This is a genomic window from Brevundimonas sp. TWP3-1-2b1 (assembly GCF_049896165.1).
Taxonomy (GTDB): Bacteria; Pseudomonadota; Alphaproteobacteria; order Caulobacterales; family Caulobacteraceae; genus Brevundimonas; species Brevundimonas subvibrioides_B.
Window position 1 is genome coordinate 1 of sequence record NZ_JAFCTT010000023.1, and the last position, 20,004, is coordinate 20,004.

Below are 20,004 nucleotides of genomic sequence, written 5' to 3' on the forward strand. Positions count from 1 at the left end.
ATCCCGAACTCGCCGCCTGACATCCGCCAAGCAGCCATCGTTAGACATCAGGAATGAGGGGTCCTTATTCGACGCCGATCACCCCGCTAACGGGGTCCCTTTTCCACGCCGATCCACAGCCTTGAGGCTCAAAACCCCTTTTGATCCTAGTTTTGAGCCTTTTCCGGCCAATTGAATCCGACGTGCACCGCGTCGTGACGGCATCATCCTGCATAAACGCAGGAGCAACGCCGATCTGACCCGACCACCCCAAACGCAAAACGGCCCCAAGCGTGATGCTGGGGCCGCTAGCTCGCCGACCGTCGTCGCCGAAGTTCAGTAGCAATGACCTACATTTTGCACGAAGGCGGCCTTCCCGTCAACCCATGATCGGAGATCAATCATGGCGAAGCGCGAAGTCCCGGTGAACGCCTATCGGCGCATCACCAAACGGGGCGCAATCCAGCGGGTACGTGACCATTATCGGCACGTCTCGCCCCACGTCCGTCGTTAATCGGATGGGCCACCAGACCTCTTCGGAGGTCTGGTGGCTTTCCGTTTCTGCCCTGGCGCTGGCGTTACCTCTTCGGGCTTCGTCTGCGCGTAGCGCGCAAGCGCCTCGCCGAAGTCCATATCCAAGAAGAGTGGCCGTTGAGGTTTCGGCGCTTCTTTCATGCGGTCAGCACCTTCCAAGGCATCGGGCCTTCGATCTGAGACAGGAGGGCTTGGTGACGCTGGCCCTTGTCCATTTCGCGGCGGTTCATACGGAACGCGATTTCGTTCAGGTAGGCGTCGAGGTGTTTGGCGCTGATGAAGTGATGAGTGCCGATGTATTGGCGCTTCACGGTTGCCCAGACGCTTTCAATCGTGTTTGTGTGGGTGTCCTTGCGGACGTATTCGCCCTTGCTGTGAGCGACGGCGCGGTGCGTATAGCGACCGCCGAGACCACGGTATCCCGCGTGTTCGTCGGTATAGACCTTGGAGCCGCGCTCCACGTTCTCGCGGATGATCGGTTGCAGGGTCGCGGCGCGGGTGTCGTCAACGACGCCCATACGGACCTCTCCGTCGCGCTCGACCATGCCCATGACGACTGTCTTACCAGCACCGCCCTGAGTGCCGCCCTTGCGGTCCTTGACGTGTTTGTTCGCCTCTTTGCCGCCGATATAGGTTTCATCAACCTCAACCTCGCCTTTCAGCGGAGCGTTGAAGCTGTCGGTACGGGCGGCGTGGCGCAGGCGGTGCAGGACGAACCAAGCCGTCTTCTGGGTAATGTCCAGATCGGTCGCCAGCGTGGTCGAGGCGATGCCTTTGGGATGGTTCGTGATCATCCAGATGGCGGCGAACCAAGTGCGCAGGGGAAGCTTCGTGTCCTGAAAGATCGTGCCGACCTTGACCGTGAACTTACCCCGGCAAGCGTAGCACTTGTACTGGTTCGTCAGGATGCCAGCCGACGACATACGATTGACCTTGCCCTCGTCAGCGCAGCCGCACAGGGCGCAGAACAGGCCGTTGCCGAAGCGGATAGCTGTCAGGTGGTCGATAGCCGATTGCTCGGTCGGGAAGGCCGCAAACAGTTGTGGAAGGGATTTGAAGGACTGGATCACGGCGGGCCTCGTTTGTTGAAACCGTTATATGCGACGCTGACCCATGGGTCAAGCACGTATATAGGTCTCCTATTTAGAGCCCTTATCGCAGGCGCCCCTCAAACCTGTCGTACACTCTCCCCCAAACGGTCTTTGACAATCCGCAACACCCTCCGGACCGTCAATTCCGGGAATCCTGTCCGCCGGACAGATCGACTGGCCGCAAGCCTCTGATTTTCTTCACCCGACTAGTCGTTTCGTCCGTTTCGTCACCCTGAATCTCGTCCGGACGCCCCGGACGGAACGCACGGCAAAGCCACAGCGTTGATCTCTCACACAGGGAGGCGGCCATGCCAGGTTTGGACGATCAGGATCAGTCCGAGGTCTACGACGAGGACAACAACGACGCCTCGGAGACCGGCGGCGTCACCAACGAGTTCAAGACGTTCGAGGAAATGCCCGAGGTGCTCGACGTCACCTTCGCCGACGGCGACGCCGACGAGGAGGAGTTCGACGAGGACGATCAGACTCTCGATGATGCGCTCGGCGCCGACGGGGTCGACCCTGAGGCCGACGCCCGGTACGGCGCCGACGGAACCCGCATCAATGAAACGGACCTCGGCGTGGACGAGCCCGGGCAGGGCGAGGTCGAACTGGTCTATGCCGGCCTGATGGAGGACGTGCAGGGCGCGCAGGCCAGCGCAGCCCACTGGGAGGCCAGGACCCTGTCCGACGACGATATCGAAGACCTGGGCTATGGCCCCGAAGGAAACGACAAATGACCGACGCCCCCCCTGGCGCCGGAAGGCCGCGCGACCCCGACCTCTATACCGACACCCCGCACGCCCGCCCCGCCGAGCGTCTGGAAGGCAAGCCCGACCAGTTGAACGAGAAACACGGCGACGCCGAAGATCGCCAGGAAGCCCTCCTCGACGAAGGCGTGGAAGAGACCTTCCCGGCCAGCGACTCGGTCTCGGCCAAGCGGATCAACTGAAACTGATCGTTGTTAACCGGCCGCGCCATGGGTAGTCGTGGTTCTCAAACCACCGGAGCATCCGATGTCGCGGCCGACAGACCGGTTCGAGGGCACCTCGAACTATATCGCCACCCAGGACCTGAAGATCGCGGTCAACGCCGCCGTCGCCCTGGAACGGCCCCTGCTGATCAAGGGCGAGCCCGGCACCGGCAAGACCGTCCTCGCCTACGAGATGGCCAGGGCGCTGAACGCCCCGCTGATCACATGGCACATCAAATCGACGACCAAGGCCCATAACGGCCTCTATGAATACGACGCCGTCAGCCGCCTGCGGGACTCGCAGCTTGGCGAGGAGCGCGTCCACGACGTCCGCAACTACCTCAAGCCCGGCAAGCTGTGGGAGGCCTTCACCTCTCCCGTCCGCCCGATCCTGCTGATCGACGAGATCGACAAGGCCGACATCGAGTTCCCCAACGACCTGCTGCAGGAACTCGACCGGATGGAGTTCTTCGTCCAGGAGACGGGCGAGACCATCCGCGCCGAGGTCCGGCCGATCGTGGTCATCACCTCGAACAACGAGAAGGAACTGCCCGACGCCTTCCTGCGCCGCTGCTTCTTCCACTACATCCGCTTCCCCGACGACGAGACGATGAAGGCGATCATCGCGGTGCACTTCCCCGGCATCAAACCCCGGCTGGTGTCCGAAGCGCTTAAGACCTTCTACGAGATCCGCGACACGCCCGGCCTGAAGAAAAAGCCGTCGACCTCCGAACTGCTGGACTGGCTGAAGCTGCTGATGGTCGACGACGTCCAGCCCGAGACCCTGCGCGAGACCAGCCCCAACAAGCTGATCCCGCCGCTTCACGGCGCCCTGCTGAAGAACGAACAGGATGTGCATCTGTTCGAGCGGCTGGCCTTCCTCAATCGTCGCGAAGGCTCACGTCCCGGCGCTTGAGATACGGCCCATTCCTGACATGTGACGAACAGATATCGTCAGATCGATTACCGCGATTTCACTGGAATAGTGCCGGCCACTGTTCAAGATGAAGGCCTGAAGAGGAACCTGTTGATGCGACTGCTTCTCGCCACCATCTGCACCGCTAGCCTGATGACGGCAGCCTGCGACGGCGAATCCGTGCGCATCTCCACGACCACGACCGATTCGGGGGCCAAGGGGGTGCTGAAGGTCATCGACACCCTTCAGTGCCCGGAGACCATTGGCGTCCTGACCCGCAAGGGGACGGCCCACGCCGGCGGCGCCACCTGCCTCTACAGCGGCCCGCGCGGCGCCGAGGTCACCCTGCAACTCGTCACCCTGAGGGACCAGACCGCCGACGCGGTCCTGCAGCGCTTCGAGACGACCCTGGCCGCCGACATGCCGCACACGACCGCCGAACTTCGCGCATCCGCCGACGCGGCCCGCGCCCAGACTGCGGCCGATGACGCCCGGGTCCAGGCCGATGTCGCCGCCGTCGCCGCCGATGCTGCGGCGGTCGAGGCGGACGCTGCCGCTTCGGCGGCCGACAGCGCCCACGTTCGCGCTCCCGGCATGGCCATTGACGCCGAGGGCGACCGCGCCCGTGTCCGTCTGCCGGGGATGAGCGTCGACGCCGACGGCGACAAGGCCAGCGTTCGTATCGGCGGCTTCTCCATCAACGCCGACGACAGCTCCGAGACCGTCGACATCTCCTCATCCGACGAGAGCGTCAGCATCCAGGCCCACGACGACGCGGCCGAAATCCGCACCCGCGCTCCCGGCGAGGCCACCCGCCGCACCTATATGCTGACCGACCGCACCCCCGCCGACGAGGGCTGGAGACTGGTCGGCTTCGAGGCGCGAGGCCCCGTCGGCGGTCCGATCGTCATCGCCACGGTGCGCGCCAAGGACCGCGACAGCGACGGCGTGTTCGATTCCGCCAAGGATCTGGTCGCGCTGAACGTCGGCGAATAGCGCGCCCACGCTTGATCCCGCGGTCCGGATGGGTCACCTGACCTGCCGTTCGCCGATTGGATCACCCGCCTTGGCCGTTCCGCCCTCCCCTCGTGCCTCCAGGACCCCGGCGCCCCGCGCCTGGCAGCGCATGTTGTCCGGCCGCCGCCTGGACCTGCTGGATCCCTCGCCCTTCGATATCGAGATCGAGGATATCGCCCATGGCCTGGCCCGTGTCGCCCGCTGGAACGGCCAGACCATCGGCGAGCACGCCTTCTCCGTTGCCCAGCATTCCTGCGTCGTCGAGGAGATCGCCGTCCACATCAAGCCGGGTCTGGAGCCCAGATGGCGGCTCGCCGCCCTGCTCCATGACGCCTCCGAATACGTCATCGGCGACATGATCTCGCCCTTCAAGGCGGCGCTCGGCGTCAGCTACAAGTCGTTCGAGGCTCGGCTGGAAGACGCCATCCACGTCCGCTTCGGCCTGCCGCCCAAGACGCCAGTCCAGATCAAGAAGCTGATCAAGAGCGCGGACAAGGCCTGCGCCTTCTTCGAGGCCACCCAGCTGGCCGGGTTCAACGCGAAGGAAGCCCTCGGTTTCTTCGGCTCACCGCCACCCGGCTATAACCTGATCATCGATCCCCTGCCCGCTCCGGTCGCCCAGCAGCACTATCTGGAGCGCTACCGCATCCTCGCCGAGGCCGTGGGCATCCTGCCCGCCGCCGATGCCTGGCACACGGAATAGCGCCATGTCCTGGGGTGGCGAGCACGGGGTCCGCATCGGCCTTTCGGCGGTCGTCATGGCGCTGCGCTCGGGTCGCCTCTGCATCCTGACCACAGAGACCCCGGAAGGTGAACTGGCCCTGCCTTTCGGCCCGTTCGACCCGGCCGGGGACCGCACCTTCGAGCGGGCCCTGCGATCGTTCGTGACCGCCCAGACCGGCTTCGGCCTCGGCTTCGTCGAACAGCTCTACACCTTCGGCGACGCAGGCCGCGCCGCGCCGCGCCCCACCCCCGGTCCAGACCGCCAGCGTGAAGTCTCCGTCGGCTATCTGGCCCTGACCGCCGAGGCCGTGGACATGGCCCCGTCCGGGGCCCGCTGGACCCCTGCACTGGAAATCTTCCCGTGGGAGGATCGCCGCACGCCCGCCACCAGACTGACCAACGACATCGTCAACAGCTTGACGACCTGGGCGGGCGGCGATCCTCGCCGGGTCGACCGGATCGAAGCCCTGTTCGCGCCGTCCGCCTCCGTCCGCTGGGACGAGACCCGCGTGCTGGAACGCTATGAACTCCTCTACGAGGCCGGTCTGGTCGCCGAGGCCGCCCGCGACCGCGACGACGCCTCCCCGCTGGACCTGTTCGACCGGCAGATGGCCTCCGATCACCGCCGCATCCTCGCCACCGGCCTGGGCCGCCTGCGCAGCAAGCTGCGGTACCGCCCGGTCCTGTTCGAACTGACGCCCGCGACCTTCACCCTGTCCGCTCTCCAGGCCGCTGCCGAGGCCGTCGTCGGACTGAACCTGCACAAGCAGAACTTCCGCCGCGGCGTGGAACGCACCGGCCTGGTCGAGCCCACCGGCCGGCTGTCCCCTGGCACCGGAGGCCGCCCGGCCGAGCTCTTTCGCTTCACCGGCGCCGGCCCGCGCGACGGCCAGGCCCCCGGCCTCTCTCTGCCAGCCCTGCGCTAGATCTTCCATATCCGGAAAATCGTCCGCGCCCGCTTGCGGCCCGGCCCCGACCCCATTAGAGAAGCCGCTCGCTTTCGACCGAGCGTCCTACGGCCCCGCGGAGAGGTGGCAGAGTGGTCGAATGTACCGCACTCGAAATGCGGCGTGCCTTTACGGGTACCGTGGGTTCGAATCCCACCCTCTCCGCCATTATTTTTCAATGACTTAGCTCTCCTTAAACCCCACCAGATACCTCCCGGTTATTGCCTGCTTATCGGGCCTGGATCGGGTTTCAGTCGCGGTTGAGCGCACCGATTCGTGGGCCCTGTTCCCTGTTTTGGGCGAGAGTCTCTGGCCGCTTCAGCGATCCGGTCGGGTTTCCCTGCTTACAGGGAATAAGCAGGGATTATCCGCATCCCCCGTGGCTGACGGCATCCAGGGTAAATGCCAAAATACCGCATGATTGCTGCTGCTTAGGCTGAACTCCAGCGCGACTGGCCGCCTCCCAGGCAGGGAATATTCCGCCGCCGAACAGGGAAACAGCTGCGCCTGAACAGGGATTTGGGTTGGCGCAACAGGCACGGTTCGACCCCGGTCCGAGGTCGGGGTCCGACAGATCCCCGGCCTGGTGGTGCAGTGGTGTCCTAGGCGCCGATGGCCTGGATTGCAGCGACCTGATCGGCCCAGCAGAGGGGAAGCTCCAGGGTCTTCAGGGCTTCCATCGTGAGCATGGGCGGTTGGCGACCGTGCAGGATCTCGCGCTGCATCCGGGGAGCCAGAAAGGCCAGTCGGGCCAGCTTGCGTTCGAACGACGTCGATGGCGCCTTGTCAGAACAGACGCTCAGGGTCTGGTCTTCGGCGAGAACCTGATTGTGTGCACGCCGCAGCCCCTGCACCAGTGTGAGGTTCGGCGGGGCGCTGTCGGGACTATAGGCCTGACCCGCCAGCCAGGTCCGACCACCCCGGAACGCGAGGCGGTGGGAGATCTGGAGGCGCCAGGTGTCCTTGTGCAGGTAGCGGAGCGTTTCGTTGGGGTGGAGCCGGGCGGATACCTGTTCGATGAGGTCGCGGCGGTCCGCCGCCCGGCCACCGAGCCCCTTGCCAGAAAGGCTCAGATTGACGACGTCCGTACCGACATCGATCCGGCTTATGAGGCCAACAGGATCGCCTGAGGTCTCGAACAGGCGTTGAAGTGTGGTCTCGACCCAGAGCTCCATCGGCCCGGCGGGCAGACGATAGATCCCATCCGGGTCCCTGCCCTGACCGCCTTTCTGCAGGGTTGAGGATACGTAGTACCGGAAGGTCTTGCCTCTTTTTCCTCGACTGGCCGTCGGGGACATCACCACGCCGTCGCAGTCATGGATAAGCCCCGTCAGCGGGGCCTTCGCCTTCAAGGCCTCGGGCCGTGCCCCCCGCCGACGCACCGCTGCATCCATCTGAGCCTGCACCCTGTCCCAGAGATCCTGGTCGATGATGGCGGGATGCAGGCCGGGGTGATTGACGCCCTTGTGAGGAACCTGGCCGATGAAGATCGGGTTGCGCAGCAGGTGGTAGACGGCGCCCGACGCAAAGGGCATCCCTCCCATCGCCCGCCCCTTGGCGGTAACCCAGGCCTTGGACCTCAGGGACTGTTCGGCCAGTTGCCTGACCAGGCCGTTGACGCTTCCCTGTGTCAGGTACGAGCGGAAGATGTGGCGGACCAGGTCCGCCTCCTGCGGGATGATCTTCAGGGTCCGGCCGTCAGGCGCATAACCCAGGGGCGGCAGTCCCCCCATCCACATCCCCCTGGCCTTGGACTGGGCCAGCTTGTCCCTGATCCGTTCGCCTGTGACCTCGCGCTCGAACTGGGCGAAGGAGAGCAGGACATTCAGCGTCAGACGGCCCATCGAGGTGGTCGTGTTGAACGACTGGGTGACCGAGACGAAGGACACCTTCTTCTGATCGAACACCTCCACGATACGGGCGAAGTCATGCAGGGATCGGGTCAGGCGATCGACCTTGTAGACCACCACGACGTCCACTCGCCCCTCGCCGACGTCCGCGAGAAGGGTCTTCAGCCCCGGCCGTTCCATGGTTCCGCCGGAGATGCCGCCATCGTCATACGCCGTCTTCAGACACACCCAGCCCTCGCCGGCCTGAGACTTGATATAGGCTTCGCAGGCCTCCCTCTGGGCGTGGAGGGAGTTGAAGTCCTGATCCAGCCCCTCGTCGGAGGACTTGCGGGTGTAGATGGCGCAGCGGAGCCGGGGCCGGGGCTCGCTTGCGCTGGACCTACCCATCGGTGCGAACCCCTTGAGCGTACTTCGAGTTGAGACCGAAGAACCGGGGACCGTTCCAGCGAACCCCGGTGATGGCCCGGGCGACGGCTGACAGGGAGGTGTAGGTCTGGCCCTCCCAGATGCAGCCCGTGGACGTCATGGTGACGGTCTGCGCCAACCCCTTCCATTCGCGTGTCAGCGTCGTTCCAGGAGACACCGAGACCGGGGGCCGCAGGGCCTTGCCGGTCGACCTCAGCCTTCGGCGGGTGTCTGCATCCAGCCCCCCGAAGGCTTCGGCCTGTATCTTCCAGGCCAGCATGTGCCCCAGCAACCTGACCGACCTCAGCCCGGGAGGCTTGCCATAACGACGCCGCCATTCCAGCCTCAGTCCCTCCAGGCCCATCGTCTCAAGCGCCCGGACCTGATCGTTGATCATCTCGGCCTGCTCAGGCGTCATCAGCGACCCCCGCAACCTTCGAGTCGTCGCGGGTCGCCGGAGCAACCTCCCCCGCAACCAGACGGTAGGTCCGGACGCCCTCAACCCTCTCGGTCGTGATGACGAGGCGGTGCTTCTTCCTCAGCGCGCCCGAGAGGGCTCCACGCACAGAGTGCGCCTGCCAGCCTGTGGCCTCTCCCATGGCCGCCAGGGTCGCGCCCTCCTGGCGCTGCATCAGGCCGACGAGAATGGCGAGCTTGCCGGTCGGGGCCTTGGCGGGCTCGCGCAACGGCTCAGCGACAAACCCCAGCGCCCGGGAGGCGCGCGGTTTGCGGAGCTTTGGCGTCCTGGATTGCGGCTCAGATACGGCCTGTGGCGTGGGATCGGCTTTGGGCGCGGTTTGCCGGGCTGTCCGCCTTGCGCGCGGAGTGGCCGCGTCTGCCTTGAGGCTTTGCGCCCTGGCTGAACGTTGGGCGGGTTTGGTTGGCGTGGTCATTCTGGTGTCTCCGATAGCAGCGCGGGATGCGCTGCTACCGGGACGAGCCCGCGTCGCGGGCCATGAGCACCCATGGCCTGGTTGCACGGGTCAGTCGAGTGAAGTGTACCGATTAGCTGAGTCTTTTAGAGATAACCGACAGCGTAGATCGCCTGCAACAATGACCGGGGATGCGATGATATTGTCTGACAGCCTCTCATCATCTATATAGTGATGTATTCGGTTCGTCGGATGACGCCCGCTTCCCATAGAAGGATCAACTGCCATGAGCGCAGTCCATAAACCTGCTCGCCCACTCGTCATCGAGCCCCTCCTGGTAGTGAACCGCGCGCCCGGTGAGCTCACCCCCTACAGCCTGAACGCCCGGACACACTCCAAGGCCCAGGTGGCGCAGATCGCCGCCAGCATCACCGCCTTCGGCTTCACCAACCCGGTGCTCATCGACGAGGCCGGCAGCATCATCGCCGGTCACGGCAGGCTTCTGGCTGCGCGGTCGCTCGGCCTCGACACCGTGCCGACCATCACCCTGTCGGGCCTGTCCGACGCACAGGTCCGGACGCTGCGGCTCGCCGACAACAAGATCGCCCTCAATGCCAGTTGGGACGTGGAGGTGCTGCAGGTCGAGCTGGAGGCGCTGAGCCAACTCGACCTCGATCTCGAATTGACCGGCTTCAGCACCGGAGAGATCGATGTCCTGACCTCCAGCCGGCGCGATGTTGATGACGAGGTCGTGCCCGGAACGCCTGCAAGGCCGGTGACCCGGCCAGGTGATGTCTGGATCCTGGGCGATCACCGCATCGCCTGCGGCGACTGCCGCGATCCGGAGGTGATGTCCGCGGTGATGGCCGGAGGCTTCGCCGACGTCGCCTTTCTGGACGCTCCATATAATGTGGTCATCGACGGCAACGCCGTCGGCAAGGGTCGCCATGCCGAGTTCGCCATGGCGTCCGGGGAGATGAGCCCGGCCGAGTTTACCGCCTTCCTGACCCAGGCGCTCGGAGCCTGCGCCAGGGCCTCGCGCGACGGCGCCGTGCACTTCGTCTGCATGGATCATCGCCATGTGGGCGAGCTCGCTGCAGCCGGTGAGAGCACATACGGGGCGCGGCTCAACATCTGCGTCTGGAACAAGTCCAGCGCCGGCATGGGCAGTCTCTACCGCTCCAGACACGAGCTGGTGTTCGTCTACCGGGTCGGCAGCGCGCCGCACTTCAATGCTGTCGAGCTCGGTCGGCACGGCCGCAACCGCACCAATGTCTGGGACTACGCCTCGGCCAACAGCCTGCGCGGATCCCGACGCGAGGACCTGGCCCTGCATCCCACGGTCAAGCCGGTGGCCATGGTCGCCGACGCCCTGTGCGATGTCTCGCGCAAGGGCGAGCGGGTCCTGGACGCCTTTCTGGGCTCGGGCACCACCCTGCTGGCGGCAGAGCGCACCGGGCGACGCTGCCATGGGGTGGAGTATGAGCCGGGCTATGTCGACGTCGCCATCGAGCGCTGGAGCGCCATGACCGGCCGTTCCGCCGTCCTTGAAGCGACCGGCGCGTCATTCGAACGCGTGCGAGCCAGCCTTGGGGCCACGCCTGTGGCAGAGGATGCCGTGGCGGCCGATCACGAGGCCGCCGATGTCTGAGGCGGGCGACGACGATCGGGTCGGCTATGGTCGACCACCCAAAGCAACCCGCTTCGCACCGGGTGTCTCGGGCAACCCTTCCGGGCGGCCACGCGGGACGGTGGCGATCCGCTCTACTCTCGACAAGGTGCTGGCCCGCAAGGTCAGCCTGCGCATCGATGGCAAGCGCCGCCGCGTCCAGGCCACCGAGGCCGTGCTGCTGCAGCTGTCCAACAAGGCCATGGGCGGCGACCCTCAGTCCATCCGCGACTATCTGCGCATCGCCATGAGCCATGGCCAGGACCACGAGGAGGCCGAAGCCTTCGAGCAGGATCGGCTGTCACCATTCGTCGACGCCCACGCCATCGTCATGGGGCTCATGGCCATCGGTCTGGTGACACGCTCCGACAGCGGGCGATTGAAGCTCGAGCCCGCTGTGATCGCAGGCGTTGGTGAGAGCAGCGCGGACGAAGCCGCCATCATCCTGCGACGCCACTTCGTCATTGGCGCACCGGACGCGGGGGGATGACGACGGCCCTGCCCAAGGGGTTCGGTCAGGCCCTGGTCGAGCTTGCCCGCAAACGCCGGATTGCCACAGCTCGAGCGATCGACGCGGAGGCCAGTGACCGGTGCCGAACGCTCTATGGATTCATCCGGGAGGCCTGGCCGGTCCTTGAACCATCGACTCCCTTTGTAGGCGGCTGGGTGCTGCAAGCTCTCTGCGATCATCTGGAAGCCGTCAGCGACGGGAGTATCGGGCGCTTGCTCGTGACCATCCCTCCGCGGATGATGAAGTCCCTGGCGGTCTCGGTCTTCTGGCCGGCGTGGGAGTGGGGTCCGCTCGGCCGACCCGATCTGCGCTACCTCACCACATCGTTCAGCGAGGCCAACGTCACCCGTGACGCCTTGAAGATGCGCAGGCTCGTGACCAGCGACTGGTACCGTCGCCTATGGGGCGATCGTGTCATCCTGGTCGGCGATCAGAACGCCAAGCTACGCTACGAGAACACCCGCTCGGGCGTGCGCGAGGGACGCAGCTTCGGCTCCACGACCGGCGCACGGGCTGACAAGGTCATTATCGACGATCCGCACTCGGTCGATACCGCCGAGAGCGACGCTTCTCGGGACGCCGCCGTGGTCACCTTCCGCGAGGCCATCGTTGATCGTCTCAACAATCCCGCAACCTCGGCCATCGTCGTGATCATGCAGCGTCTGCACGAGCGTGACGTCGCCGGTACGATCCTGGCTGGTGACATGGGATACGACCACCTCAACCTGCCCATGGAGTTCGAGGCGGATCGCAGGTGCTCGACGAGCATCGGCTTCAGCGATCCGCGAACCGAAGACGGCGAGTTGCTATTCCCTGAGCGCTTCCCGGTCCGCACCGTCGAAGCCCTCAAGCGTGACAAGGGCGCCTACGCCTGGGCCTCGCAGTATCAGCAGCGACCAGCCCCGCGCGATGGCGGGCTGTTCAAGCCGGAGTGGTTCGACCTCGTCACACATATTCCAGAAGGCTGCAGCTTCGTGCGCGCTTGGGATCTGGCGGCCACGGTGCCCACGGCGGGACGCAACCCGGACTGGACCGTGGGCCTGAAAATGGCGCGGTGCCGCCAGGGGGTCTTCTACATCCAGCATGTGGCGCGCATGCGGGGCACACCGATGGAGGTCCAGCGCCTGATCCTCGACATGGCAGAGGCAGATGGCAAAGCCTGTCGTGTTGAACTGCCGCAAGATCCCGGTCAGGCGGGCAAGGCTCAGGCCGCGGCCCTCACCCGCGCCCTCGCCGGCTACAGGGTCCGGACCACCCCGGTCACCGGCTCAAAGCTCACCCGCGCCGAACCCGCGGCCGTCCAGGCCCAGGCAGGCAACGTCAAACTGGTGGTCGGGGCCTGGAACACGCCCTTCCTCGACGAACTGTCCCGCTTCCCCTCAGGCGCTCACGACGACCAGGTCGATACATTCGCCGACGCCCTCAACGCCCTTGCGGGGGATTACAGAAGTAATCTCGCGAACTGGTGAGAAGTCCCAAGTGGGCCGAACTGGTTGAAGAACCCGTCGACGGCAAAGGGCACGACGGTGCCGCGGCGAACCACTCCGGTCCATGAGACTGGAGTGATCTGCTCCCGTCATGGGCGACTGACCAGAGGCGCGCACGTCAGCCCCACCGAGGCAAGCCAGGAAAGGCCCGAGGGAACAGGCACTGAAGTTCTACGATGACTGAAATTTCAGCTTCAGGCTCCGGACATCACTGTCCGTTTGCGCCTAAGCGCCACTCTCGGAAGCGGACATGGCGAAGGTCGGTTACGGGTGGGAACCGGACATCCGGCGAGAGGCGGGCGGTCACGACTGCCTCTCGGTTGAAATCTCCGGCCAAACTTTCACCGGCCTCCTATTGGAGGAGCACAGGCGGAGGATAGACCATCACATCCCGTCGCTAGTACCAGCGCGGCTCGAACATCGGGCGGAATGCGATCCAGGTCTCGTCGTCGGCGGAGCCGAAGTGAAAGGCGACAATTTCCTTGGCCGATCGACAACCGGCCAGTTTGCCCAAGTCGGTGATGTGGTCGACCTGGCGCTTTGTTTCGCATGAGGTCTTGGGTCGAAGCCGACGCCAAACCCTGACGTGACAGCGAACCGCGAACCGCTCCCAGCGGGAAAGGGGCCGCCGGGGGCGGAAAAGCTGGCGGGTGTATGTCAAGCTCATGGGGTCGAACTCGCTGAGACGCGTCGCGTGCCGTTGCCGCAACTCACTCATGGCGCGCTAGTCCCAGCCGCGCTGCCTCCTCGCGCTGCAGTTTCCCCATATCGTGCAGAAATCATCGTCAGGAACCCCTCAACGCGCGCGGCGGACGGCGACGCATTCGGCGACCCATTGTTAGGCCGCACGCATACAAACATCTGAGATCATTCAACTTCTTTTAGACTTCGTCAACCGGCGACGCGAACGCCACGCGAGCCGCACAAATCCGCGCCTCGGGGTCGCGATATTCACCGCGACCCCAGCGTTCGTTCTAGAAGAAACTGGCTTCGCTGAGATTGTTCAGGGTTCCGCCCGCGACGAAGATGGCTTCCGTCGCTGCAGTCCCAGCCCCATTGAGGTTGTCGAAGAAGACATAAGCCCCGGAGCCATTGGTCAGCGCTACCACGACGACCGAGGTCGTGGCCGAGTTGGCGAAGGCCTGGTTGGCATTCGCGAGCGCCACCGTGAAATCGGCCGCAGCGGTCTCGAGATAGCCTGCAGCACCGAGCGGCGACGTCAGGAAGCCGATGTCGAAGGTGTCGCCGACATTGAAGTCGGTCACGGTATCTAGGGTCGCCTGGGTTATGCCCGACTCGGCATTGGCGAATACAAACACATCGTTTCCAGCACCGCCCGAAAGGGTATCGATGCCGACGCCGCCGTTGAGGGAATCGTTACCGTCGCCGCCGATTAGGCTGTCATTGCCCGCCGCCCCGACAAGCGTGTCGTTGCCAAGATCACCGAACAGGACGTCGCTATCGTTGCCGCCGTTCAGGGCGTCGTTTCCCTGACCCCCAAGAACCGAGTCCGCGCCGTCCCCGCCGGTCAGAATGTCGTCGCCGATGTTGCCCTGGATGAGGTCGGCGCCCGCACCGCCGTCGATGGTGTCGTTTCCGAGGTCGCCGAACAGCAGATCGTTGTCATCGCCGCCATTGATGCCGTCATTGCCTTGACCTCCACGGATAGTGTCCATGCCGGTGCCGCCGGTCAGGACGTCGTCCCCGAGATTGCCCTGGATGACATCAGCGCCTGCGCTGCCGTCGATCGTGTCGTTGCCGAGATCGCCGAACAGTAAATCGTTGTCATCACCGCCATTGATGCCGTCATTGCCCTGACCACCGCGGATCGTGTCGGAGCCAGTCCCACCGATCAGAATGTCGTCACCGGCGTTTCCCTGCAGAGTGTCGGCGCCAGCACCGCCGTCGAGACGGTCGTTGCCGAGGTCGCCGAACAACAGATCATTGTCGTTGCCGCCGGTGATGGAGTCATTACCCTGACCCCCCAATATCGTATCGGCTCCGTCGCCACCGCTCAGCAGATCATCTCCGATATTGCCGTGCAGATAGTCCGCCCCTGCCGCGCCATCGAGCGTGTCATTTCCACTGTTTCCTATCAGATAGTCGCCGAAGACGCCGCCCGTGACCGCGTCGCTGCCCACGCCGCCGTAGACCAACACGGATGCGTCGGCGAACTGGAAGCTGTTTGGACCCGAGATGGCTGCGCGACTGAAGTTCAGAGATCGCCCGCCGTTCGTCACGGTGATCGTCTCGGGATTGCCTCCGCTCGGCGGATTCACTGTGAAGGTCGTCCCGAGAGCTGTCCCGCTCGACAACACGATAACATCGGCCCCCGAGCCGTCACCTGCATAGGCGGTCGCCTCGGCTTGCGTGGCCGTTCGGAAATTCAGGTTGGGCATATTTTAAACCGTCCAAAAAACTAGGTTGGGAGGCGCCAAGGCGCGGGCGACATCAGAGTTTTCAGGCCGATCTCCACGGTCCCGGACCCCTGAGCCGCTAACCCGTGATATTTAAAAGGGTTGCGCCGTGGTCAGAGACCATCAGGTTTCTTGAAGAGCGAGGGCGTCGCACTTTCCCAACGCGGATATCGCGCCAGACGGCTCTGTCAGCCCAAACAAGTTGCCCGCCAAAAGGTCGGCACCTGGCGTGGCCCTATGGCCCGCTCCACCAATCCGTTCCGTTACTTCGACAGTTCGCCTGAGGTCATCCGGACGGTGGTGATGATGTACGTGAAGTACCCGCTGTCGCTCCGGAACGTGGAGGACCTGCTGACCGGGCGCGGCATCGACATCTGCTACGAGACGGTCCGTCTGTGGTGGAACAGGTTTGGCCCGATGTTCGCCGCGGAGATCCGCCGGAAGCGCGTTCAGCGCATGCGGGCCTTCACGCACTGGCGGTGGCATCTCGACGAGGTCTACGTGAAGATCAACGGCGAAATGCACTACCTCTGGCGGGCCGTCGACCAGGAGGGCGAGGTGCTGGAATCCTTTGCCAGCAGGACCAGGGACAAGGCTGCCGCCCTCACCTTCATGAAGAAGCTGATGAAGCGCCATGGCCGGGCCAAGACGATCACGACCGACGGTCTGCGCTCCTACAGGGCCGCTAAGAAGGACCTCGGGAACACCTCGAAACAGGAGATCGGCCGCTGGGCCAACAACAGAGTCGAGAACTCACACCTGCCCTTCCGACGACGAGAACGAGCCATGCTGAGGTTCCGGCAGATGAAGACGCTGCAGAAGTTCAGCTCAGTGCACGCCGCCTTCCACAACCACTTCAATCAGGACCGCCACCTCATCAGCAGAGAGACATACAAGGCACAACGCTCAGCCGCCTTGGCTGAGTGGCAGACGCTCGCCGCGTAGGGCTCGCCTCCCCTGCCCGGACCCTCATCAGTGGAGACGAGTTAGCGTTGGACTGACAGCACCGCCACACTCTTAACGGGTAGCCCCCGCGTCCCTGATCTTAGGGAATATCCTTCGACTTTACCGCACCTTGCTCGACGCCGGAGACCGGAACCCGGTCTCCGTTCGAGGCCCCATGCCTGATGGTCGGGCTTTTTGCCGCCCGTGTCTCCGCAGCCCTCGCGGCGGGTCCCTTTCGGGTGTTGGGGCGCGTCCTGTTATCAGGGAAGTGCAGGGAAAGTCGGTCTGAACGCAGTTTGACCGGCACGACGATATGCCCGCAAATGCCCGCCACGCCTGGAGCGCGGGGACGGTGTTGGTCAGAATTCCCGCGGCCGGAACAGGGAATTTATCCGCACCGAACAGGGAAGCCTTTTCATCGGAACAGGGAAGTCGGGAACGAGGATCAGGGATCGGCGCGTGCGCCGATCAGGCGGCGTAGAGCCGGCGCTGATCTTCCCAATCGAGCGGCATCTCGGTGCGAACCAGAGCCTCGAGCGTGAGACCCATAGGCTGGCGGCCATCAAGGATCGCAGCTTTCAGATCCGGGGCGAGAAACGCCGTGCGGATCACCCTTCTGGCATAGGCCGGCGTGACATTCTCGGCCCGCGCGATCTCTTTCAACGAGGCCACTTCGCCGGAGAGCAGTTGACGCTTCCAGGCCTCGGCCCGGATCAGGGCGGCGCTGAGCGCCGGGTCGGTTTTCGTTGTTCGGATGGCGGATTGACCGTCTGGCCCGATGGCCACCTTGGCGCCGCCGCGCTTCACCATCCGGACCGGGATTGTCAGTATGGGCGCGGTTCCCTTGCGTTGAATGCGGTCGACCGCGATTCGGGACTGGGGGCCGAAGTCCCGGATGGCGAGGTCGAGCATGACCTCGTCGAACTGCAGGGTGATGGCGTCACTGGTCACCTCGACCCGATCGATCAGGTTTCGGATCGCCAGCCAGTCCGGAGCCGCGTCGATCGGGGCGCAGAGTTTGAGCTCATTCAGTCGCTGGACGATTAGCTCCTCGATCAGATTAGCGGAGATACGCGGCAGTGACCCAACCCCTTCGCGGCGGCCAATCTGCAGCGGGCTGGAGACGTAGTAGCGGTAGATCGGCTTGCCGGCCGCGGCGACCTTCAGCGGCGTCATCCGGTTGCCTGCGGAATCGAAGATCAGTCCCTTGAGCGGCGCACCCTTGTGAGGGCGACGAGCCTCGCCGGGCGCACGGGTCTTGAGGTCGTTCTCGGCGAGCAGCGCCTGGGCTGCATCGAACAGCTCGCGATCCACGATCGCCGGATGCTGCCCGGGGTAGCTCGCGCCCTTGTGGGTGATCTCGCCGATGTAGATGCGGTTGTGGAGGATATGAAACACCGCGCCCCGGTCCATCGTCAGGCCGCCCTTCTGCACTCCCGCCACGGTCGTCCAGGACTTTGACCGGATGTCCGCCGCCTCCAGTTCGAGCATCACCGCATGCACAGAGCCCCGCTCCAGGTAGCGCTCGAAGATCCAGCGGACGGTCCTGGCCTCCGCTTCGTTGATGGTCAGCGTCCGGCCAGCGGCTTCATAGCCAAGGGGCACCACCCCGCCCATCCACATGCCGAGCTTCTTGGAGGCCATGATCTTGTCGCGGATCCGCTCGCCCGTCACCTCGCGCTCGAACTGGGCGAACGACAGCAGCACGTTCAACGTCAGCCGGCCCATCGAGGTCGTGGTATTGAAGGCCTGGGTGACGCTGACGAAACTGGCCCCGGCCTTGTCGAGCACATCGACGATCCTGGAGAAGTCGGTCAGGGCCCGGGTCAGGCGATCGACCTTGTAGACGACCACCACATCGATCAGCCCTGCATCGACGTCGGCGAGCAGGCGCGTCAGTCCCGGCCGCTGCATGTTGCCGCCGCTGAAGCCGCCGTCGTCATAGACCTCGGGCAGCATCGTCCAGCCTTCGCCGGTCTGGGACAGGATGTAGGCCGCGCAGGCGTCTCGCTGGGCGTGAAGCGAGTTGTAGTCCTGCTCCAGACCCTCCTCGGTGCTCTTCCTCGTGTAGATCGCGCAGCGGAGCGTGCGGCCAGGCTGGCTCATGCCGCCGCCCCCTCACGCAGGCCAAAGAAGCGTGGGCCGTTCCAGCGAACGCCGGTAATCAGGCGCGCCACCTTCGACAGACTGGCATGCTTCTGCCCCTGCCAGATGAAACCATCGGTCCGGACCTCGATCTCATGGCGAACACCCTGCCATTCGCGGACCAGCATCGAACCCGACTGGAAGGACGAGGTGCGCAGCTTCGGCTTCCTGCCGGTGCGATGCTGGCTCGCCGCGCTGGACAGCCGCCTGTCCAGGACCACGGACTTGCCGCTGGCCTGGACCTGAAGCGCTTCAGCCAGAGCGCCGCGGAGGACAATGATCGAGCGCACCGGGGGCGGCTCGCCGAGCCGCTCCCGCCACACCGCGCGAAGCGCATCGACGTCCATGGCCGTTAGGCTGGCCAGGGTTACGCGCAGGTCGCTCATTACTGAGCCACCTCGGCCGGAGCGGCGGCTCCGGTGATGCGCCAGACGCGGTGGTCGCCGGTCTTCTCACTGGAGACCGCGTGACCCTTCTTCTTTAGCGCGCCCGCCATGGCTCCGCGGATCGAATGCGCCTGCCAGCCGGTCGCCTCGATCATCGTGGGCATATCCGCCCCATCTGCATGCTGCAGGATGGCGGTCAGTCGATCGACCTTGGTCTGAGCGCGCGGGGCTGCGGCGAGGGCTTCTGCCTTGGGTTTACGGGGCATGAGGATCGTTCCTTGGGTCAGCGAGCGCCGGGTTGCGCCCTACTGAGCCAAGCCCGGACTACCGGGCGGGGACGGGATCACTACCGCTTCCCGTGCAGCGGTAGTCCAGTGCTTCAATGCTTTAACTTGACGCCCAGCGCGCGCTTCCTATCTCCGTCGTGTCCATAATGTGTAAGCTTAAAACGACCGATTATTCGACGGTCACCCCTTGCGGGAAGCAAGTCTTCACAACCACGTTGTGGACATCGAGTTAATCGACGCTGTCGGCAGAACATTGGGCTTCGTCCCACAGGGCATTCGACAGGTTTTCATCAACATCGGCGTCAGCCGCACGCGTCAGCGCGATTGCGAACCTGCGTCTGCTTGTCTGGAGATCTGATCATGACGATCGACCCTGCCCAAACCATAGCCCAGAAAATCCCTCCGTCCGTCGCCCTGGCGGTGGAGGTCATTCCCATCGCCCAGCTCGTGCTCGGCAGCCGACAACTTCGCATCCGCAAGAAGAGCGTGATCGAAGCGATGGCCGCCAGCATACGGCAGTTCGGCTTGGTGATTCCTATCACCATCGACAACGACAACCGGATCATCTGCGGCAAGGGTCGGGTGGAAGCCGCCCGCCTCCTCGGCATGACCGAGGTTCCCTGCATCCGGATCACCCACCTGAGTGAAGCCGAGCGACGGGTGTTCGCAATCGCGGAGAACCAGCTGGGTCAGCTTGCAGGCTGGGACAACGAGACGCTGAAGATCGAGCTTGACGTGACCCCCTGAAACTCCTCCAGGAATAGCTAGAGTCCGCCCCTCGAAAGGACGGACAGAATGAAGCGATCGAGATTTACGGAAGAGCAGATCATCGGGATCCTGCGCGAGCAGG

The 20,004-nt window shown here is 64.5% G+C and carries 20 protein-coding genes and 1 tRNA gene; 13 read left to right on the forward strand and 8 right to left on the reverse strand.

Annotated elements, in window-relative coordinates; genetic code table 11:
* Positions 1–650: 650 nt before the first annotated feature.
* Positions 651–1,583 (reverse strand): IS1595 family transposase, encoded by a 933-nt coding sequence (locus ACP7AB_RS16285; RefSeq protein WP_425992972.1) that lies wholly within the window; start codon positions 1,581–1,583, stop codon positions 651–653.
* A gap of 329 nt (positions 1,584–1,912) precedes the next feature.
* Here ACP7AB_RS16285 and ACP7AB_RS16290 point away from each other — a divergent pair, with 329 nt between their 5' ends.
* The 7 genes from ACP7AB_RS16290 (at position 1,913) to ACP7AB_RS16320 (ending at position 6,348) form a co-directional block, all read left to right on the forward strand.
* Positions 1,913–2,344: a hypothetical protein gene (locus tag ACP7AB_RS16290; protein ID WP_425992974.1), complete on the forward strand. Its 432-nt coding sequence runs from the start codon at positions 1,913–1,915 to the stop codon at positions 2,342–2,344.
* Positions 2,341–2,556 carry a hypothetical protein gene (locus tag ACP7AB_RS16295; RefSeq protein WP_425992976.1) on the forward strand — a complete coding sequence of 72 codons (216 nt, stop codon included), beginning with the start codon at positions 2,341–2,343 and terminating at the stop codon, positions 2,554–2,556. Before ACP7AB_RS16290 ends, ACP7AB_RS16295 begins: the two co-directional genes overlap by 4 nt.
* 64 nt (positions 2,557–2,620) lie before the next feature.
* The gene (locus ACP7AB_RS16300) at positions 2,621–3,493 is read left to right on the forward strand and encodes an AAA family ATPase (RefSeq protein WP_303694976.1); all 873 of its coding nucleotides are present in this window, start codon (positions 2,621–2,623) and stop codon (positions 3,491–3,493) included.
* A gap of 114 nt (positions 3,494–3,607) precedes the next feature.
* Complete coding sequence (locus ACP7AB_RS16305) at positions 3,608–4,489, forward strand: methyltransferase type 11 (protein ID WP_425992978.1); 882 nt, start codon at positions 3,608–3,610, stop codon at positions 4,487–4,489.
* A 130-nt stretch (positions 4,490–4,619) separates the two neighbouring features.
* Positions 4,620–5,213: a YfbR-like 5'-deoxynucleotidase gene (locus ACP7AB_RS16310; protein ID WP_425993005.1), complete on the forward strand. Its 594-nt coding sequence runs from the start codon at positions 4,620–4,622 to the stop codon at positions 5,211–5,213.
* Positions 5,214–5,217: 4 nt separating this feature from the next.
* Complete coding sequence (locus tag ACP7AB_RS16315; RefSeq protein WP_425992980.1) at positions 5,218–6,159, forward strand: NUDIX hydrolase; 942 nt, start codon at positions 5,218–5,220, stop codon at positions 6,157–6,159.
* Positions 6,160–6,258: 99 nt separating this feature from the next.
* Positions 6,259–6,348 (forward strand) — tRNA-Ser (locus ACP7AB_RS16320).
* Between the two features lie 434 nt (positions 6,349–6,782).
* Here the strand turns inward: ACP7AB_RS16320 and ACP7AB_RS16325 are convergent.
* The 3 genes from ACP7AB_RS16325 to ACP7AB_RS16335 are packed head-to-tail and all read right to left on the reverse strand — an operon-like array spanning position 6,783 to position 9,121.
* On the reverse strand, positions 6,783–8,417 hold the full coding sequence (locus ACP7AB_RS16325) for a recombinase family protein (RefSeq protein WP_425992982.1): 1,635 nt from the start codon (positions 8,415–8,417) through the stop codon (positions 6,783–6,785).
* On the reverse strand, positions 8,410–8,853 hold the full coding sequence (locus tag ACP7AB_RS16330) for a DUF2924 domain-containing protein (protein ID WP_425992984.1): 444 nt from the start codon (positions 8,851–8,853) through the stop codon (positions 8,410–8,412). Before ACP7AB_RS16330 ends, ACP7AB_RS16325 begins: the two co-directional genes overlap by 8 nt.
* Positions 8,843–9,121: a DUF3489 domain-containing protein gene (locus ACP7AB_RS16335; RefSeq protein WP_425992986.1), complete on the reverse strand. Its 279-nt coding sequence runs from the start codon at positions 9,119–9,121 to the stop codon at positions 8,843–8,845. Before ACP7AB_RS16335 ends, ACP7AB_RS16330 begins: the two co-directional genes overlap by 11 nt.
* Positions 9,122–9,593: 472 nt before the next feature.
* Between ACP7AB_RS16335 and ACP7AB_RS16340 the strand changes: the two genes are divergently transcribed.
* From ACP7AB_RS16340 to ACP7AB_RS16355, 4 genes are all read left to right on the forward strand, one after another.
* Positions 9,594–10,958 carry a site-specific DNA-methyltransferase gene (locus ACP7AB_RS16340; protein WP_425992987.1) on the forward strand — a complete coding sequence of 455 codons (1,365 nt, stop codon included), beginning with the start codon at positions 9,594–9,596 and terminating at the stop codon, positions 10,956–10,958.
* Positions 10,951–11,466, forward strand: a complete 516-nt coding sequence (locus ACP7AB_RS16345) for a DUF5681 domain-containing protein (RefSeq protein WP_425992989.1) — start codon at positions 10,951–10,953, stop codon at positions 11,464–11,466. Before ACP7AB_RS16340 ends, ACP7AB_RS16345 begins: the two co-directional genes overlap by 8 nt.
* On the forward strand, positions 11,463–12,956 hold the full coding sequence (terL, locus tag ACP7AB_RS16350; RefSeq protein ID WP_425992991.1) for a phage terminase large subunit: 1,494 nt from the start codon (positions 11,463–11,465) through the stop codon (positions 12,954–12,956). The genes ACP7AB_RS16345 and terL overlap by 4 nt, the downstream gene beginning before the upstream one ends.
* Positions 12,957–13,224: 268 nt before the next feature.
* The gene (locus ACP7AB_RS16355; protein WP_425992993.1) at positions 13,225–13,527 is read left to right on the forward strand and encodes a hypothetical protein; all 303 of its coding nucleotides are present in this window, start codon (positions 13,225–13,227) and stop codon (positions 13,525–13,527) included.
* A gap of 421 nt (positions 13,528–13,948) precedes the next feature.
* Here ACP7AB_RS16355 and ACP7AB_RS16360 read toward each other — a convergent pair whose 3' ends face one another.
* Positions 13,949–15,373, reverse strand: coding sequence for a calcium-binding protein (locus tag ACP7AB_RS16360; RefSeq protein ID WP_425992994.1), 1,425 nt, complete (start codon positions 15,371–15,373; stop codon positions 13,949–13,951).
* Positions 15,374–15,628: 255 nt separating this feature from the next.
* Here ACP7AB_RS16360 and ACP7AB_RS16365 point away from each other — a divergent pair, with 255 nt between their 5' ends.
* Entirely contained in the window at positions 15,629–16,336 is a 708-nt protein-coding gene (locus ACP7AB_RS16365) for an IS6 family transposase (RefSeq protein WP_425992996.1), read from the forward strand.
* 468 nt (positions 16,337–16,804) lie between these two features.
* Here the strand turns inward: ACP7AB_RS16365 and ACP7AB_RS16370 are convergent, their stop codons facing one another.
* From ACP7AB_RS16370 to ACP7AB_RS16380, 3 genes are read right to left on the reverse strand one after another with little or no spacing between them, the layout of a single operon-like run.
* A complete protein-coding gene (locus ACP7AB_RS16370) occupies positions 16,805–18,442 on the reverse strand; it encodes a recombinase family protein (RefSeq protein WP_425992998.1) in 1,638 nt (545 codons plus the stop codon).
* Positions 18,439–18,867: a DUF2924 domain-containing protein gene (locus ACP7AB_RS16375; protein ID WP_425993000.1), complete on the reverse strand. Its 429-nt coding sequence runs from the start codon at positions 18,865–18,867 to the stop codon at positions 18,439–18,441. Before ACP7AB_RS16375 ends, ACP7AB_RS16370 begins: the two co-directional genes overlap by 4 nt.
* The gene (locus ACP7AB_RS16380; RefSeq protein ID WP_425993002.1) at positions 18,867–19,133 is read right to left on the reverse strand and encodes a DUF3489 domain-containing protein; all 267 of its coding nucleotides are present in this window, start codon (positions 19,131–19,133) and stop codon (positions 18,867–18,869) included. The genes ACP7AB_RS16375 and ACP7AB_RS16380 overlap by 1 nt, the downstream gene beginning before the upstream one ends.
* Before the next feature lie 381 nt (positions 19,134–19,514).
* Between ACP7AB_RS16380 and ACP7AB_RS16385 the strand changes: the two genes are divergently transcribed.
* Complete coding sequence (locus tag ACP7AB_RS16385; RefSeq protein WP_425993003.1) at positions 19,515–19,901, forward strand: ParB/Srx family N-terminal domain-containing protein; 387 nt, start codon at positions 19,515–19,517, stop codon at positions 19,899–19,901.
* The last annotated feature ends 103 nt before the right edge of the window (positions 19,902–20,004 follow it).